The following is a 15026-nucleotide window of genomic DNA, read 5'->3' as shown; positions in this document are numbered from 1 at the left end:
CCACTTGAGTAAAGTGGCGGACGCGGGAGGATTCGAACCTCCGACCGCCTGGTTCGTAGCCAGGTACTCTATCCAGCTGAGCTACGCGTCCGTACAAAGAATGGCGGAGAAGGAGGGATTCGAACCCTCGATAGGGCTACAAACCCTATACTCCCTTAGCAGGGGAGCGCCTTCAGCCACTCGGCCACCTCTCCGTCTTTGTGGGGCGTATAATATAGAACAGAAAAAATAAGTCAAACACTTTTCTTGTAAAACATGACTATATGGTGACAGAATGAGCACCCAGTCTTTTTTTCTATCACTTTGGTTTAAAGCTAGTCATTTCTGGGGGTTGGCTGATCAGAAAACTGACTCAATAAGCGTTGCTTACGATTAAAGACTTCTTCTAAATAAGAGTCTAAGTATCCGAGCTTTTGAAAGTCAGCAATGCACTGGCGACAATATTCCCTTCTTGCAGCCTCGTGTTTTAATTGTTCTTCATCTAATTCCGGCATAATTCTATGTTTTCTGACGTTTTATTATATGTGATTCATCCTAAATGCAACGACAGTATAGAAATGAGAGGTGAGATTGCAAACCATGGTACTCGAAGATTTTCGTATTTATTACGGAAACAGAAACGATAACGCGCTGTTTTAGAATAAAAACACAAAATTTATTGAGAAAATTAAAATTATTTTTGAGATATATCTCACATAGATAAAAGAAAAGCGCCTTTAAGCGCTTTTCTCTTTAATCATTATTTAATCCGCTTGAGGACGCATATGCGGGAATAAAATAACATCTTTGATTGTCGGTGAGTCTGTAAACAGCATAACCAAACGGTCGATACCAATACCTTCACCAGCAGTTGGAGGTAAGCCATATTCAAGTGCTTGAATATAGTCTGCATCGTAATGCATAGCTTCATCATCACCTGCATCTTTTTCTTCAACCTGACGTGCAAAACGCTCCGCCTGATCTTGTGCATCATTCAACTCAGAGAAACCATTTGCAAGCTCACGACCACCGACAAAGAATTCAAAGCGGTCTGTAATGAACGGGTTTTCATCGTTACGACGAGCAAGTGGTGATACTTCCCACGGGTACTCAGTAATGAAAGTTGGTTGAATTAGCTTATGCTCTGCCGTTTCTTCAAAGATTTCACATAGGAATTTACCTGCACCCCAAACACACTTTTCAGGGATCTTAACGTGTACTTTCTTCGCGTAAGCAACTAACTCATCGAAATGGTTTTCAGGGTCTTTAAAGATGTGCGCACTTTCTTCTGCATCTGGACCATATTTGATAATCGCATCTGCCATAGATAAACGCTCAAATTGCTTACCAAAATCGTATTCGATGGTTTCGGTCACTTCCCCTTCAGCATCTTTAACTGTATTGATAACTGTTGTTGTACCTAGCACGTCTTGTGCAACAGTACGTAACATGTCTTCAGTTAAGTTCATTAGGTCTTTGTAATCTGCGTACGCTTGGTAGAACTCAATCATCGTGAATTCAGGGTTATGGCGTGTCGAAAGACCTTCGTTACGGAAGTTACGGTTGATTTCAAATACACGGTCAAAACCGCCAACAACTAAACGCTTAAGGTACAGCTCAGGTGCAATACGCAGATACATATCGATATCTAGTGCATTATGATGTGTTACAAATGGACGTGCAGTTGCACCGCCAGGGATCACCTGTAGCATCGGCGTTTCAACTTCCATAAAGTCACGCTCAGCCAAGAAGCGACGAATGCCTTCAATGACCTTGGAACGAATACGGAAAGTTTCACGCGTATCCATGTTTGTGATCAAATCAACATAGCGCTGACGATATTTCGCTTCTTGGTCTGTTAGGCCATGGAACTTTTCTGGAAGTGGGCGCAGTGATTTAGTCAGTAGCTCGTACTGAACCATATCTACATACAGGTCACCTTTTCCAGATTTATGTAGTGGTCCAGATACACCGATAATGTCGCCGATATCTAATTGACCGTACTTCTCTTTTAGTGCTTTTTGTACATCTTTAGAGGCGTAAGCTTGAATACGGCCTTTCATATCTTGCAGTACAAGGAAAGGACCACGTTTCGCAAGAATACGACCTGCAACTGATACCTGATGGTCTAATTCAACAAGCTCTTCTTTCGATTTATCACCAAACTTAGCCTGTAGATCAGCCGTATAGTCTTCACGGCGGAAGGTGTTCGGGTGGCCATTGGCATCACAATTCTCACGAATTGCATCCAATTTAGCACGACGCTCAGCAATGAGTTTATTTTCGTCTTGGATTTGATCTGTCATTTTTTAGCTCTTAGTTTAGCTTGTTGATTAAAGGCCTGATTTCAGGCTAGCTTCGATAAATTTATCTAAATCGCCGTCTAGTACCGCTTGTGTATTGCGGTTCTCGACGCCGGTTCTTAAGTCTTTAATTCTTGAATCATCAAGAACATATGAACGGATTTGACTACCCCAGCCGATATCCGATTTTGCATCTTCTTGCGACTGCTTTTCAGCATTTTGTTTCTTCATTTCAAGTTCAAACAATTTTGCTTTTAACTGCTTCATTGCTTGCGCTTTGTTTTTATGCTGTGAACGGTCATTTTGACACTGTACAACAGTATTCGTTGGTAAGTGGGTAATACGAACCGCAGACTCGGTGCGGTTAACGTGCTGACCACCCGCACCCGAAGCACGGTATACATCGATACGTAAATCTGCAGGGTTGATATCGATTTCAATATTCTCGTCGATTTCAGGGTAAATAAATGCAGATGCAAACGAAGTATGACGGCGGCCAGTTGAGTCAAATGGACTTTTACGTACTAAGCGGTGCACACCCGTTTCTGTGCGTAACCAACCGTAAGCGTATTCACCAGAAACGCGTACTGTGGCACCTTTGATACCTGCTACGTCGCCATCTGTTGCTTCTACGATTTCAACTTTAAACCCTTTTGCTTCAGCCCAGCGTAAATACATACGTAGTAGCATGTTACACCAGTCCTGTGCTTCCGTACCACCTGAACCAGATTGTAAATCAATATAAGCATCGTTTGCATCTTGTTCACCCGAGAACATACGACGGAACTCTAGCTTCTCCAACTGTGCAACCAAGCCTTCAACTTCTTGCTGTGCTTCAACGAATGTATCTTCATCCTCAGCTTCAACCGCTAATTCAACCAAACCCTCGGCATCATCTGCACCCGCAACTAAGTTATCGATTGTTTCAACAATCACTTCAAGTGACGACTTTTCGCGCCCTAAAGCTTGTGCCTTTTCAGGCTCATTCCATACTGCTGGATCTTCAAGTTCGGCATTGACTTCCTCTAAACGCTCTTGCTTTAGAGCATAGTCAAAGATACCCCCTAAGAAGCTCAGTACGTTCGCGAATTTCCTTGATTTGATTAATCACAGGATTCACTTCAAACATCTGCATTACTCCAATTTACATCTTTGGCTGTTAGCCTGCATTCTCGCTTCATTGTTCTAGCACAATGCAGGCGGTATAAACGGCTAATACTAACAAAATTTGCTACTAGATATTAGCCCCAAAAGTGATAAATTTAAGGGTTTATTCACCAATATTAAGACAAGCAGACCAAAATCAAGTCTTAGTTATCGAAAACAGGTGTTAAATTGCCTTTACAGCTTGAATCTCACGTACAATGAGCTGTAGTGAAAACTTGCCCCGAAACTCATTGATGTCTAATTGATATGCCATATCTGCATACTGTGCGCTGGTATTTGGCCATGCGCGTAAATCCACATTAAATGCAATTGCATCCACAAGTTTGCCGGTCGTGTGTTTTAACACCAGCTTAAGGTGTTTTTCTCCAACAAGCCGTTGCTGTACCAATTCAAACCGCTCACTAAATACAGGCTCAGGAAATTGTTGCCCCCAAGGCCCTGCTCCTTGCAGTTCGTTGGCAAACTCCATATTAAAACACTCAGGTGGTAACGCACCATCTGTTAACAATACGCTTTGTCTTAATTCATCACTCAATAGGGCTTCGACTTTAGTTTCAAAAGCAACTTTAAACTGAGCAAAGCTTGACTCATGAATACTTAACCCAGCAGCCATTGCATGGCCACCAAACTTCAAGATTAGTTCAGGGTTTTCAGTATTGATATGCTCTAGTAAATCCCGCATATGAATGCCTTCGATAGAGCGGCAAGAGCCCTTCAATTGACCATCATCCCCCTGTGCGAAAATCACAGCAGGCCGATGGTACTTCTCTTTTAAACGGCCAGCAAGAATACCAATAACACCTTGATGCCAATCATCTTGGTACAAACATACCGCATTGGGAACTTCTTGTGTTTTACTGCTCAAATGCTCTAGCACCGCCTGTGCTTCTTGTTGCATGCCCTGCTCAATTTCTCTGCGTTCATGATTAAGACTGTCTAGCTCATTGGCAATCTTTTTGGCTTGATAGTCATCTTTCGCAAGTAAGCAAGCGATACCTAAGCTCATGTCATCAAGTCGTCCTGCTGCATTTAAACGAGGTGCCAATGAAAAGCCAAAATCACTCGCGCTCAGCCGATTCATATTGCGGTTTGATACCTCAATCAAAGCACGAATGCCTGGACGTGTTCGACCACTTTTAATGCGTGCGAGGCCTTGATATACCAAAGTGCGGTTATTCGAATCTAGCGCCACCACATCAGCCACGGTACCCAGTGCAACAATATCCAACAAAGATGCCAAATTAGGCTCTGGGTGCCCCGCTTTTTCAAAATAAGCTGCTTCTCTTAAATAGTTGCGCAGCGCCACCAGCAAATAAAATGCGACACCAACACCAGCTATAGATTTGGACGGAAACTGGCAGTCATGCTGATTAGGATTAATAATTGCATCAGCGTTCGGTAACTGTTCACCTTGTAAATGGTGATCGGTCACGATTACTTTGATACCCGCTTGTTTTACAATCTCGATACCCGCAATACAGGAAATACCGTTGTCCACCGTGATCACCAAGTCCGGGCTAAGCTGCACAATTTGTTCCGCAAGTGCAGGACTTAAACCATATCCTAAACTAAACCTATCCGGTACAAGGTAATCAACCGATGCAAAGCCAAACTGTGGTAAACCTTCCATCAAAACAGCTGTACTGGTTGCCCCATCGGCATCAAAATCACCCACAATAAGAATCTTCTGCTGCGCGTTAAGGGCCATATGCAAAATATCACACGCTTTAATAATGTCTTTAAATAACTTAAAGTCCAGTAAGGTTGCGGCGCTATTATTTAATTCTTCTGATGAGCGCACACCACGAACAGCATATAACTGCTTAATGACTGGGTGAAGGTTATCAGGGAGGTGACTGTCGTCAATACGCGCTCTTGGCTGGATTTTAGTTTGCATACGTCTTTCTGAATTGTTGAGATTGTTGTTTGGATGCTTTTTAAGTAACCGTAATTATCGCACCTGCCTAACAGGCATAAAAAAAGGCCCTACGGCCTTTTTTCGCAATGCGCTTATTATACGCGATGCTTAAGACTTTGCATTTCTTTCTAATGCACCAGCAAGCTCAGCTGCTGGCTGATAACCTGGGATAATGCTGCCATCTTCTAGAATGATTGCCGGAGTACCAGAGATGCCAAACTTTTGACCCAACTGATAATGCTCAGCAACTGGTGCACTACAATTTTTAACGTCTTCTACTGGATTACCCGCTTTCGCTTCTGTTAATGCAGTTGCAGCATCTTTTGCACACCATACATTCATTAGGTCTTCATAACCTTGACTTTGTAGACCACCACGCGGAAACGCCATGTATTTAACGGTAATACCCGCGTTAAGGTAGTCATCTAGTTCACGGTGTAGTTTACGACAATAACCACAAGTGATATCAGTAAAGATAGTGACTTGATGCTTCTCATTTTCGGCTTTGTAGACAATCATTGAATCTTGATAGTCTTTCAATCCTTCTTTACGAACACCACTCAATGCGTCTTCAGTAAGGTTTTTTCTATTTGGTACATCAATAAGTGCACCTTGCATCAAGTAGCGACCATCAGGGCTAGAATAAAAGACACCGCGATCCGTGATCACAGTTTTTAATCCAGCGATTGGGCTATCAGTAATGTCATTCACAGACAGGCCAAGATTTGCCAACGACTGTTGAATTGGGTTAATAGCTAATGTGCTCTCAGTTTTTGTCGCTTCCGTTGCATAAGCTGAAGCGCCTACCGCCAATGCGGCTGCTAAAAATAACTTTTTCATCTTTGTTCTCGTAAATTCGTTCTTAAACTAACCAATAAGACCGGAAAACTTCAAATAAATTCCGTTAAGCCCTTGGATGATGTTGCTGATGCAGCGATTTTAATCGTTCGCTAGCAACATGTGTATAAATTTGTGTCGTTGACAGGTCACTGTGACCCAACATCATTTGTACAACTCGTAAGTCTGCTCCATGATTCAGCAAGTGTGTTGCAAATGCATGACGTAAAGTATGTGGCGATAACGGAGACTTAACGTCTGCCAACATAGCATAGAGTTTGATTCGATGCCAAAAAGTTTGCCGAGTCATACCAATGCCGCGCTTAGAAACAAACACAAAATCATTGGCATGCTTAACCATTTGAGGCCGACCAACCTTCAAAAATTGTTCAACCCAATGCAACGATTCTTCACCCATAGGAACCATTCTTTCTTTACCGCCTTTACCGCGAACTAAAACCACAGCCTGGCGTAAATTCATTTGTTCCATTCGTAACCCAACCAGCTCAGTAACACGAAGACCCGTTGCGTAAAGCAACTCTAACATCGCTTTATCTCGAAGCCCCATGGCATCTTCAGTATCTGGAGCGGCTAATAAGGCTTCAACTTCTTGCTCTGTCAATGTCTTGGGCAAAGACTGTACTGTTTTTGGCTGTGCAATATTCGTCATGGGGCTTTGCGCTAATTTTTTCTGGTTAACCCAATACAAATAAAATCTTTTTAATGCACTCACTGAGCGTGCTGTACTGCGTGGTTTTAAGCCCAGATCGACACGATATGCAAGATACGACTCAATATCTGATGCTGTTACAGCAAATAAATGCTTATCTCCAAGCTGTTCACAGACGAACAGTGAAAACTTTTCCAAGTCGTTTCTATAGGCTGAAATCGTGTTGTCACTGAGACCTTGTTCAAGAAAAAGCATATCCAAAAACACTTCAATTGGGTCTGTCTGCTCATCTTCTGTATTTGATAATGTTTCTTGTTCGTTCACGGGCTGCCTGTATCAATTAATTAAGCCTTAAGGTAGACTGCCCCCATATAATAACAGCCATTCAAGTGAAGAATACAATGCAAATCGGGTTATTTTATGGTTCTACAACCTGTTATACAGAAATGGCCGCTGAAAAAATTCAGGAAATTATTGGAAAAGACGTCGTCTCACTGCACAATATCAAAGATGAGCCGTTAAAAGGCGCTGAGCAATTCGACTTTGTGATCTTTGGTATTTCTACATGGGACTTTGGTGAGCTTCAAGAAGACTGGGAGTCTCATTGGGATGACATTGACGGTGTAAATTTACAAGGTAAAACCATCGCTCTTTTTGGCATGGGAGATCAGCAAGGGTATGGTCAGTGGTTCCAAGATGCGCTTGGCATGCTGCACGATAAAATTGCACCTCAAGGCGTTAATTTTATTGGTTTTTGGCCAAACTCAGATGAGTACGAATTTGAAGCCTCAAAAGCACTGACCGAAGATGAATCACAGTTTGTGGGTCTTGCACTTGATGAGGACAGCCAATACGACAAAAGTGACGAGCGTATCGCTTCTTGGATTGAGCAAATTATGACGGAATACGCTAATACGCTTTAAACATACTCTCTGGCGGGCGGCCTCAGCCCGCATTGTGATTACGAGTCCTGATACACAATTGCCTTAAGCCCATGATAATGTTCTGATCCAAGTCGACATACTTGGAAATCCCTGCTGCGGACAAGTCATTTGAAATGCGCCAAGGAGCGGATGCCCTATTCCACCGCCATTTTCAAAAGCTTCTATTAAGCTCGCGCTCGCCCCTCTATATCCAGCTTCATGAAATACAACCTGTAAGGGAAAGCCTAGGTAAAGGGCCGCTGCGACTGACCATGCGGTTGCTGCCATTTCCTCTCCCATCATTTGTTGTTTAGGGCGGTGATTTTGCAACCCTGTTTTGTATATATTGCCATCCAATAGGTAACGCTCAGCAGGCTCACACACAGCGTAATGACCAGCTTCATGTAATATGTCACCTGGGAACTGAACCTTTGCTACATCTATTTGCAGCACACCTTTATTATGCCTAAGGCCTGGCAGAAACGTGGTGTCATTGAGTTGTATCACCTGATACGGTAAAGCGATCTCGCTTAGAAATTCAAGTATTCGGTTAATTTGCTCTAAATTTGCCATGCCACGCTCCTTTGCAAGCCATTGAGTCCTTTTACTGTAGCATGCTTGCAGGCTACATTTTCAGGTAAAATGCCTTACATAAAGCAGTGTATTCTTCGGTATACCTACCTTGCTGATCATAAATACACAACGCCTCAGTGTATGTTTCACTAGGCTCGCTCGACAGTTCAAACATCAAACGAGAGACATCTTTATTAGGTGTTGTTTTGACCTCACACACCCTCGCCAAATACAGATTTTTTTGCTCCGCTAGGCTAATAAATATCTTTCCCTCTTCATAAGGTAAAATGATTGCTAATCGTGCACTTGGCTTTGCAACACGCAAAAATGCAGATATCAACTCTTCAAAGCTCAAACTGTCAGTATGCCGAGCCACATTGCGACGTACATTTTCTCCCTTAAGGCTTGATTGAAAATAAGGCGGGTTGCTGATCACCAAATCAAACTGCTGAGTTGATTCGAACTGCTGCACAGCCAACTGTACTAATTCAATTTCCGGCCAAGGTGAGGCGCTGAAATTACCTTTCGCATCTAGCGCGGCCTGCTCGTCTATTTCGATAGCGTGAACATGTAGTTCTGGTACTCGTTGCTTGGCCATTAAACTCAACAACCCTGTACCTGTACCGATATCTAGTAAGTTTTGCGCATTTGCCAACGATATCCACGCCCCAAACATAATTCCATCGGTTGAAACCTTCATCGCAGCACGGTTTTGGTCAATTTTAAACTGTTTAAATGCAAAGCTTGCCATATTGAACCTTTTAGAAAGCGTCAAGCACACGTATAATTCCGCTATTGTCCTTTATTTGTGATGCATTATGCAATTTTCTGAATTCGATCTGGATGGCAAGTTACTTTCTGCCATAAAAAAAATTGGTTATACAACCGCAACTAGCATTCAACAACTCTCGATTCCTGAAGCGCTTTTAGGCAGAGATATTCTCGCCTCAGCGCCTACTGGCACAGGTAAAACTGCCGCTTTCTTGATCCCTGCAATTCAGTATTTGCTCGACTTCCCTAGAAAAGACCCTGGTTTTGCTCGTGTGTTGATAATGACACCTACCCGTGAACTTGCTTATCAAGTACATGAGCAATGTCAGGCGCTAGCCGAAAACACGCACTTGCGCATTGGAGTGGTGACCGGTGGTATCAACTATGGTAGTCACAAAGAAATTTTTGAAAAAAATAACGACATATTAATCGCAACACCAGGGCGATTAATGGAGTATTTAGAAACTGAAAACTTCCATGCTGATAATGTAGAGCTACTTGTCCTAGATGAAGCGGACCGCATGCTAGATATGGGTTTCAAAAAAGAGATGCTGCGCATTTGTGATGAAGCCAAAAATCGTCGCCAAGGTTTCTTGTTTTCTGCAACGTTAGAGGGAGATAGCGTTGAGCTGTTCGCCGAACGTATGCTCAACGATCCGGCTTTACTTGAAGCTGAGCCTTCGCGTAAAGAAAAAGGCAAAATTCACCAGTGGGTTCATCTTGCTGATGATTACAAACATAAGCTCGCAATACTGACCAACTTGTTACAAAGTGAAGACGTTGAAAAGGCTATCGTCTTCGTGAAAACTCGCGAACGCCTTGAGCAATTAATTGGTGAGCTGTATGCCAATGAAATAAAAACGACTTGGCTACGTGGTGAAATGCCACAAGATAAACGTATGGCTGCCATGGCAAGCTTCCATAGTGGTCGCACAAACATCCTTGTTGCTACTGACGTTGCCGCACGTGGTATTGACGTGCCAGATATCACCCATGTCATCAATTTCGATATGCCACGAACCGCTGACATTTATGTGCACCGTATTGGTCGTACAGGCCGAGCAGGTAAAAAAGGAACGGCTATTTCATTAGTCGAAGCCCATGACGTTGAAATTTTGGGTAAAGTTGAGCGCTATACGGATCAAAAGCTCAAACGTAGAACGCTTGAAGGGCTCGCGCCAAAGCACAAAGAGGCGAAGCCACCAAAGAAAAAGAAAGACCCTGCAAAAATAAAAGCGAAGAAAAAAGCCGCAAAAACTAAACCTAAAAAGAAAAAGTAAATAAAAAGCCCCGCGCTCTAGCGGGGCTTTTTATATTCAACGCTTGAGAAGCTATAAGTCCCCTTCACATAACAAGTTGAAGTCACTATGCTATTGAAAGTGACGCTGCAATTTGGGAAGCAACGGTGAACGAACTACAACGGCAACAATTGGAAATGTACTTAGCCGAGTTACGCCTATATGTCGACGCTAAATTAGCAGTTGAACACCCATATTTTGCTGACAAACCTTACCCGCTCGGCCGTTGTAAAGAAATCCGCAATGCCATGCATCAAATGCTGCAACAACAGTTAAATGTCTCTCCCCTCCCTGAACCTTTGAAAGTACTCCGATCAAATAAGACTATAAATTGTGAACTTAAGCCTGTGTGGGGGTCTCTCAGAGATGAATACTTTCAAAATGCACTTACTTGGCGTGATTGGTATATTGATACAGCGAACGACACTGTAAACCCAAATAAACCTCGAGTTGAAATATTAAAGCTACAGCAAAGTGGATTTAGTGCGATTACAAGTTTTGAACAATTTTGCCTTATCGCGAGAAAATATTGGCAGGTGTCTATCTATAAAAATGACATATACCCAGCACTGGCTCCTTTTTTACCGTTACTGTGTGTCAATGAAAAAGGTGCATGCTGGCTAGGTGCTGCTAACGACGATATGATAGCACTAGCACGGCATTCACAATTTACCCTGAGTGAGCGGATCTTAACAAAGCTACCAAGCATACCAAGTACCCTAAAGCAACGTTGGTACGCGCATTATTCCTACCTTAAAAACCCGCTACTAGAACAGCATTCACTCGATCCTGAGGAATTTTGCCAACGCTATCGAAATGAGCAAAAAGATCAAGACTTGTATTTTCGAGACGAAGTCGTTAAATCTTACTTGCACTTGGCTCAGGGGGTGAATAGTTTTTAAACCACAAAGATGCGCCCAGCGCAATACAAACAATTGGCACTGACCACACGTTAAGCGGTTGCCACCCAATCTCACTCTCTAACCAGCCAGCAAATAATGACGAAATCACAACCATACTAAACACAAAAAACTCATTGGCAGCCTGTGTTTTCGCACGCTCATAAGGTTCATAAGTTTGGCTCACTAGGGATGTCGCACTGATAAACATAAAATTCCACCCAACTCCCAGTAAAAACAGTGCCGTCATAAAGTGCCAGTGCGTCACGCCAAGTAAATTGATGAGCGCACATGCCAACATAAACAAGCAACCTACCACTGTCATATTCACGGCACTGTAGCGTTCCACTAATTTGCCCGTAAAAAACGAAGGTAAAAACATGCCAAGCACGTGCCATTCAATCACCAGAGCAGACTCTGCTAAATCAAACCCATGGCGGTGCATTGCTAACGGGGTTGCTGTCATCAACAGGTTCATCACCGAATAGCTGATCATGCCGATAAGTGCGGCAATTACAAATTGTGGCTGTGAAATAATTTCTTTAATTGGCCGCGGCGCCAAAGAGCTTTGTTTTGCAGAGACTTCGTTAAACGCAACCATTTGCAATAGGCATAAAGCAATCAAATATACACAAGTTAATGCTAAAAAAGAGTTAGCATAGTTAAGTGCAGGGAAGTGATGGTTCACCCAAACTGCTAGATTTGGCCCTAAAATCGCTGCGATGACACCACTTGCCATTATCATCGAAATCGCACGCGCGGGTTTGTCACTGGCTTCAATCGCGGCAAAGCGATACAAAGTCGCAAAACCAATCCCGACACCAATTAGAAAAGTCGCAACACAAAATAGATAAAAATGACTTTGGGATAAGGAGAAAAACCCGATAACAGCACCAAGTGTGCCAATGACATTGCCAAGACTAAACCCAAGCCTTCTACCAGTTTTAGCCATAACGAGCGACGCGGGTACTGTCGTCAAGAGCAACCCGAGCATTTGCATTGCGATAGGTAGAGTTGTTAACGAAGTAGAAGGGCTCAGCATTTGGCCCACCAACGCACTGATGGTCACCAGCAGGATATTACCCGTTGTCATTAAGCCCTGACAGCAGGACAACAAAAAAACGTTCTTATTCAATTTAACTGTCCCTGCTTTTTAGAAAGGGTAATAGGCTCAATACGTATTATGCTTTGGCTTCACAGTACACATGGTCAATTCATCGTGGCAGCGCATTAAGCACTGCCTGATAAGTGGATCTCCCTGAGGGTGATCTTCTCTACACATACCAGTGCAATTTTGCTGTGTCTGCTGACAGGAAAGCGTTCCTTTGGGCGACATATAAGAAAAGTGGCTGCAGCCTTGTAACAGCAATAATAGCGCTAGTATACGTATTTTCACGACTGCTCTTCTCTTAAAAATACCGGTTCATTGGCTTTAATTGTTGCTTCTTCGCTAAAGTAATAGCCAGCAATATCAAAGGCTTTAAGTGATTCTAGGTCCTGTACTTTATTTTCCATAATGTAACGCGCCATCATGCCACGCGCTTTTTTCGCGTAAAAACTGATCACTTTGTACTGACCATTTTTGCAGTCTTTAAATATCGGCGTGATGATATCTGCTTTCAATGCCTTTTTATCTACCGCTTTAAAATACTCATTAGACGCGAGATTAATTAATGCACTTGCGCCACTTTCGGCTAAAGTTTCATTAAGCTTTTCTGCAATCACACTGCCCCAAAATTCATATAAATTCTTACCACGAGAATTTGCTAGTTTGGTGCCCATTTCTAGACGATATGCTTGCATTAGGTCTAGTGGCTTAAGCACGCCATACAACCCTGATAATATGCGCAAATGTTGTTGCGTATAATCAATCGCGTCTTCAGATAATGTCGTCGCCTCTAGGCCAGCGTATACATCCCCATTAAATGCAAAAACGGCCTGTTTGGCGTTGTCTGCTGTAAAAGGTTGAGACCACTGTGCAAATCTAGCCGCATTTAGCCCAGCTAGTTTGTCGCTGATCTTCATCAAACTGCCGATTTCTTGCGGACTTAAATCACGACAGACTGAAATTAATGCTTCGGAATGCGTCAATAACTCAGGAAGGGTGTGACGCTCTGTAGGTGCGCTAGAGTCGTAATCGAGATTTTTTGCTGGTGAAATAACCGTGATCATTGATAGCCTATTGACTTAAATATTTATTAATGTCAATTTCAACACTATCCACAGTGAATCGCAAGCGTAAAATCTTCTGCTCATAGCGTTCGGTTAAGCCGCAAGGTAACAGACAACATCATTACTGTGGAAAACATAACACGCCTTACTATAACAATGACCAAAATTGGCTAGGACATATCTGCTTGTCTCGTTACAAGCGGACATTTGACCTATAAAAGCTGATCACGGTATTGCAACATAGGGTGTGTAATTTATTTATAGCTGCAAAATTAGGAATGAGGACAGCATGACTTCAGCATTAGATAGGCTAAAACAGCATTCATCGATTGTTGCCGATACTGGCGACATCGAAGCGATCCGTAAACACCAACCGGAAGACGCAACGACCAATCCGTCACTTTTATTAAAAGCAGCTCAAACGCCTGCCTATCAGCCGTTTCTAAAACAGGCTTTAGATTACGCTAAATCACAAGAGCAAGATGAGCAAAAGCAAATTGAGCTAGCGTGTGATTACTTCGCGGTATTAATTGGTAAAGAAATTGCCAACATCGTACCAGGTTATATTTCGACTGAGGTTGACGCGCGTTTATCTTTCGACACGCAGGCAACGATTGCAAAAGCTCAGCAACTACTTGCACTATATGAAGAGCAAGGCGTAAGCAAAGATAAAATCTTAATTAAGATTGCCTCAACTTGGGAAGGTATCAAAGCGGCTGAAGAGCTAGAGAAGCAAGGTGTAAAATGTAATCTAACACTGCTTTTCAGTCAGGCTCAAGCACGTGCATGTGCTGATGCAAATGTATTCTTAATTTCACCATTTGTCGGCCGTATCTTAGATTGGCACGTAGCACATGGTGTAGATAAGCCAACTGATCCACTAGACGATCCTGGTGTACAGTCAGTTCGTACAATCTACGACTTCTACAAACAACATGGCTATAAAACCATTGTAATGGGTGCAAGCTTCCGCAACACAGGTGAAATTGTTGCATTAACAGGTTGTGACAAGTTGACCATTAGTCCTGCGCTTCTTGAAGAGCTTGGCGAATTACCTGCAAGCGAAGACTATCTTCTAGAAAATAACTACGAAGTTGCCCAAAAACCAGCACCATTAACAGAAAGTGAGTTCCGCTGGTTACACAATCAAGATGCAATGGCAACCGAAAAGCTGGCTGAAGGTATCCGCGCATTTGCACATGCTCAGGAAATTTTAGAGTCAGAAGTGAAGTCACTTTAAAAGGCTTTGACCCACACAGAGCCGCAGCGATTTTTACTTCGGCTCTGTGTTACTTTCCAACATCAGCGAAATTTTCTACCGATTTTTTATATTCGTTTACAAAGTATATTTTCCGATTTTTTTCAGTGACAATATGACGCTCTCTCCATGCTACCACACCCAGTGCCAGACTACCCTTCCCTTTAACTGAAACACTTATAAATCAATATAATATATCTTTAGATTGGCATTTTTAAGCGACATTAATGCACCAATTCAGACGCGATAAGTCACATC

The 15026-nt window shown here is 42.7% G+C and carries 14 protein-coding genes and 2 tRNA genes; 4 read left to right on the top strand and 12 right to left on the bottom strand.

Annotated elements, in window-relative coordinates:
* Positions 1-14: 14 nt before the first annotated feature.
* The 8 genes from N480_RS14465 to xerD all read right to left on the bottom strand — a co-directional run bounded on the left by N480_RS14465 (position 15) and on the right by xerD (position 7198).
* Positions 15-91, bottom strand: a tRNA-Arg gene (locus N480_RS14465).
* Positions 92-101: 10 nt separating this feature from the next.
* Positions 102-194: transfer RNA gene (locus N480_RS14460), tRNA-Ser, on the bottom strand.
* A gap of 120 nt (positions 195-314) precedes the next feature.
* Positions 315-494 carry a hypothetical protein gene (locus N480_RS14455; protein ID WP_063373186.1) on the bottom strand — a complete coding sequence of 60 codons (180 nt, stop codon included), beginning with the start codon at positions 492-494 and terminating at the stop codon, positions 315-317.
* A 249-nt stretch (positions 495-743) separates the two neighbouring features.
* Positions 744-2285 carry a lysine--tRNA ligase gene (lysS, locus tag N480_RS14450; RefSeq protein WP_063373185.1) on the bottom strand — a complete coding sequence of 514 codons (1542 nt, stop codon included), beginning with the start codon at positions 2283-2285 and terminating at the stop codon, positions 744-746.
* 27 nt (positions 2286-2312) lie between these two features.
* Positions 2313-3411, bottom strand: a protein-coding gene (gene prfB, locus N480_RS14445; protein WP_141685386.1) for a peptide chain release factor 2 whose coding sequence is annotated in 2 segments (ribosomal slippage) — positions 2313-3335 and positions 3337-3411 — 1098 coding nt in all. Because the reading frame shifts where the segments join, the coding sequence is not laid out codon by codon here.
* Between the two features lie 201 nt (positions 3412-3612).
* Entirely contained in the window at positions 3613-5346 is a 1734-nt protein-coding gene (gene recJ / locus N480_RS14440; protein WP_063373183.1) for a single-stranded-DNA-specific exonuclease RecJ, read from the bottom strand.
* 129 nt (positions 5347-5475) lie between these two features.
* Entirely contained in the window at positions 5476-6207 is a 732-nt protein-coding gene (gene dsbC, locus N480_RS14435; protein ID WP_063373182.1) for a bifunctional protein-disulfide isomerase/oxidoreductase DsbC, read from the bottom strand.
* 64 nt (positions 6208-6271) lie between these two features.
* The gene (xerD, locus tag N480_RS14430; protein ID WP_063373181.1) at positions 6272-7198 is read right to left on the bottom strand and encodes a site-specific tyrosine recombinase XerD; all 927 of its coding nucleotides are present in this window, start codon (positions 7196-7198) and stop codon (positions 6272-6274) included.
* A 77-nt stretch (positions 7199-7275) separates the two neighbouring features.
* On the opposite strand from xerD, the gene fldB reads away from it, so the two are divergent.
* Positions 7276-7797 carry a flavodoxin FldB gene (gene fldB / locus N480_RS14425; protein ID WP_063373180.1) on the top strand — a complete coding sequence of 174 codons (522 nt, stop codon included), beginning with the start codon at positions 7276-7278 and terminating at the stop codon, positions 7795-7797.
* A gap of 63 nt (positions 7798-7860) precedes the next feature.
* Here the strand turns inward: fldB and N480_RS14420 are convergent, their stop codons facing one another.
* Positions 7861-8370: a hypothetical protein gene (locus tag N480_RS14420; RefSeq protein WP_063373179.1), complete on the bottom strand. Its 510-nt coding sequence runs from the start codon at positions 8368-8370 to the stop codon at positions 7861-7863.
* Between the two features lie 52 nt (positions 8371-8422).
* Complete coding sequence (locus N480_RS14415; RefSeq protein WP_063373178.1) at positions 8423-9121, bottom strand: tRNA1(Val) (adenine(37)-N6)-methyltransferase; 699 nt, start codon at positions 9119-9121, stop codon at positions 8423-8425.
* Positions 9122-9188: 67 nt separating this feature from the next.
* Between N480_RS14415 and srmB the strand changes: the two genes are divergently transcribed.
* Positions 9189-10421 carry an ATP-dependent RNA helicase SrmB gene (gene srmB, locus N480_RS14410; RefSeq protein WP_063373177.1) on the top strand — a complete coding sequence of 411 codons (1233 nt, stop codon included), beginning with the start codon at positions 9189-9191 and terminating at the stop codon, positions 10419-10421.
* Between the two features lie 125 nt (positions 10422-10546).
* A complete protein-coding gene (locus N480_RS14405) occupies positions 10547-11341 on the top strand; it encodes a hypothetical protein (RefSeq protein ID WP_231102265.1) in 795 nt (264 codons plus the stop codon).
* Here N480_RS14405 and N480_RS14400 read toward each other — a convergent pair.
* The gene (locus tag N480_RS14400; protein WP_063373176.1) at positions 11298-12473 is read right to left on the bottom strand and encodes an MFS transporter; all 1176 of its coding nucleotides are present in this window, start codon (positions 12471-12473) and stop codon (positions 11298-11300) included. The two genes, N480_RS14405 and N480_RS14400, sit on opposite strands and share 44 nt — an antisense overlap.
* A gap of 257 nt (positions 12474-12730) precedes the next feature.
* The gene (gene yaaA / locus N480_RS14395; protein WP_063373175.1) at positions 12731-13510 is read right to left on the bottom strand and encodes a peroxide stress protein YaaA; all 780 of its coding nucleotides are present in this window, start codon (positions 13508-13510) and stop codon (positions 12731-12733) included.
* A gap of 289 nt (positions 13511-13799) precedes the next feature.
* Here yaaA and tal point away from each other — a divergent pair, with 289 nt between their 5' ends.
* Complete coding sequence (tal, locus tag N480_RS14390) at positions 13800-14750, top strand: transaldolase (RefSeq protein WP_063373174.1); 951 nt, start codon at positions 13800-13802, stop codon at positions 14748-14750.
* Positions 14751-15026 lie beyond the last annotated feature (276 nt).

It is taken from the genome of Pseudoalteromonas luteoviolacea S2607 (genome assembly GCF_001625575.1).
Taxonomy (GTDB): Bacteria; Pseudomonadota; Gammaproteobacteria; order Enterobacterales; family Alteromonadaceae; genus Pseudoalteromonas; species Pseudoalteromonas luteoviolacea_E.
This window is presented reverse-complemented; position numbering and strand designations above follow the sequence as displayed.

Excerpts from the sequence above, each read along its gene's own strand:
- N480_RS14455 (WP_063373186.1), bottom strand. The coding sequence starts at position 494 with ATGCCGGAATTAGATGAAGAACAATTAAAACACGAGGCTGCAAGAAGG.
- lysS (WP_063373185.1), bottom strand. The coding sequence starts at position 2,285 with ATGACAGATCAAATCCAAGACGAAAATAAACTCATTGCTGAGCGTCGT.
- recJ (WP_063373183.1), bottom strand. The coding sequence starts at position 5,346 with ATGCAAACTAAAATCCAGCCAAGAGCGCGTATTGACGACAGTCACCTC.
- dsbC (WP_063373182.1), bottom strand. The coding sequence starts at position 6,207 with ATGAAAAAGTTATTTTTAGCAGCCGCATTGGCGGTAGGCGCTTCAGCT.
- fldB (WP_063373180.1), top strand. The coding sequence starts at position 7,276 with ATGCAAATCGGGTTATTTTATGGTTCTACAACCTGTTATACAGAAATG.
- N480_RS14420 (WP_063373179.1), bottom strand. The coding sequence starts at position 8,370 with ATGGCAAATTTAGAGCAAATTAACCGAATACTTGAATTTCTAAGCGAG.
- N480_RS14415 (WP_063373178.1), bottom strand. The coding sequence starts at position 9,121 with ATGGCAAGCTTTGCATTTAAACAGTTTAAAATTGACCAAAACCGTGCT.
- srmB (WP_063373177.1), top strand. The coding sequence starts at position 9,189 with ATGCAATTTTCTGAATTCGATCTGGATGGCAAGTTACTTTCTGCCATA.
- yaaA (WP_063373175.1), bottom strand. The coding sequence starts at position 13,510 with ATGATCACGGTTATTTCACCAGCAAAAAATCTCGATTACGACTCTAGC.
- tal (WP_063373174.1), top strand. The coding sequence starts at position 13,800 with ATGACTTCAGCATTAGATAGGCTAAAACAGCATTCATCGATTGTTGCC.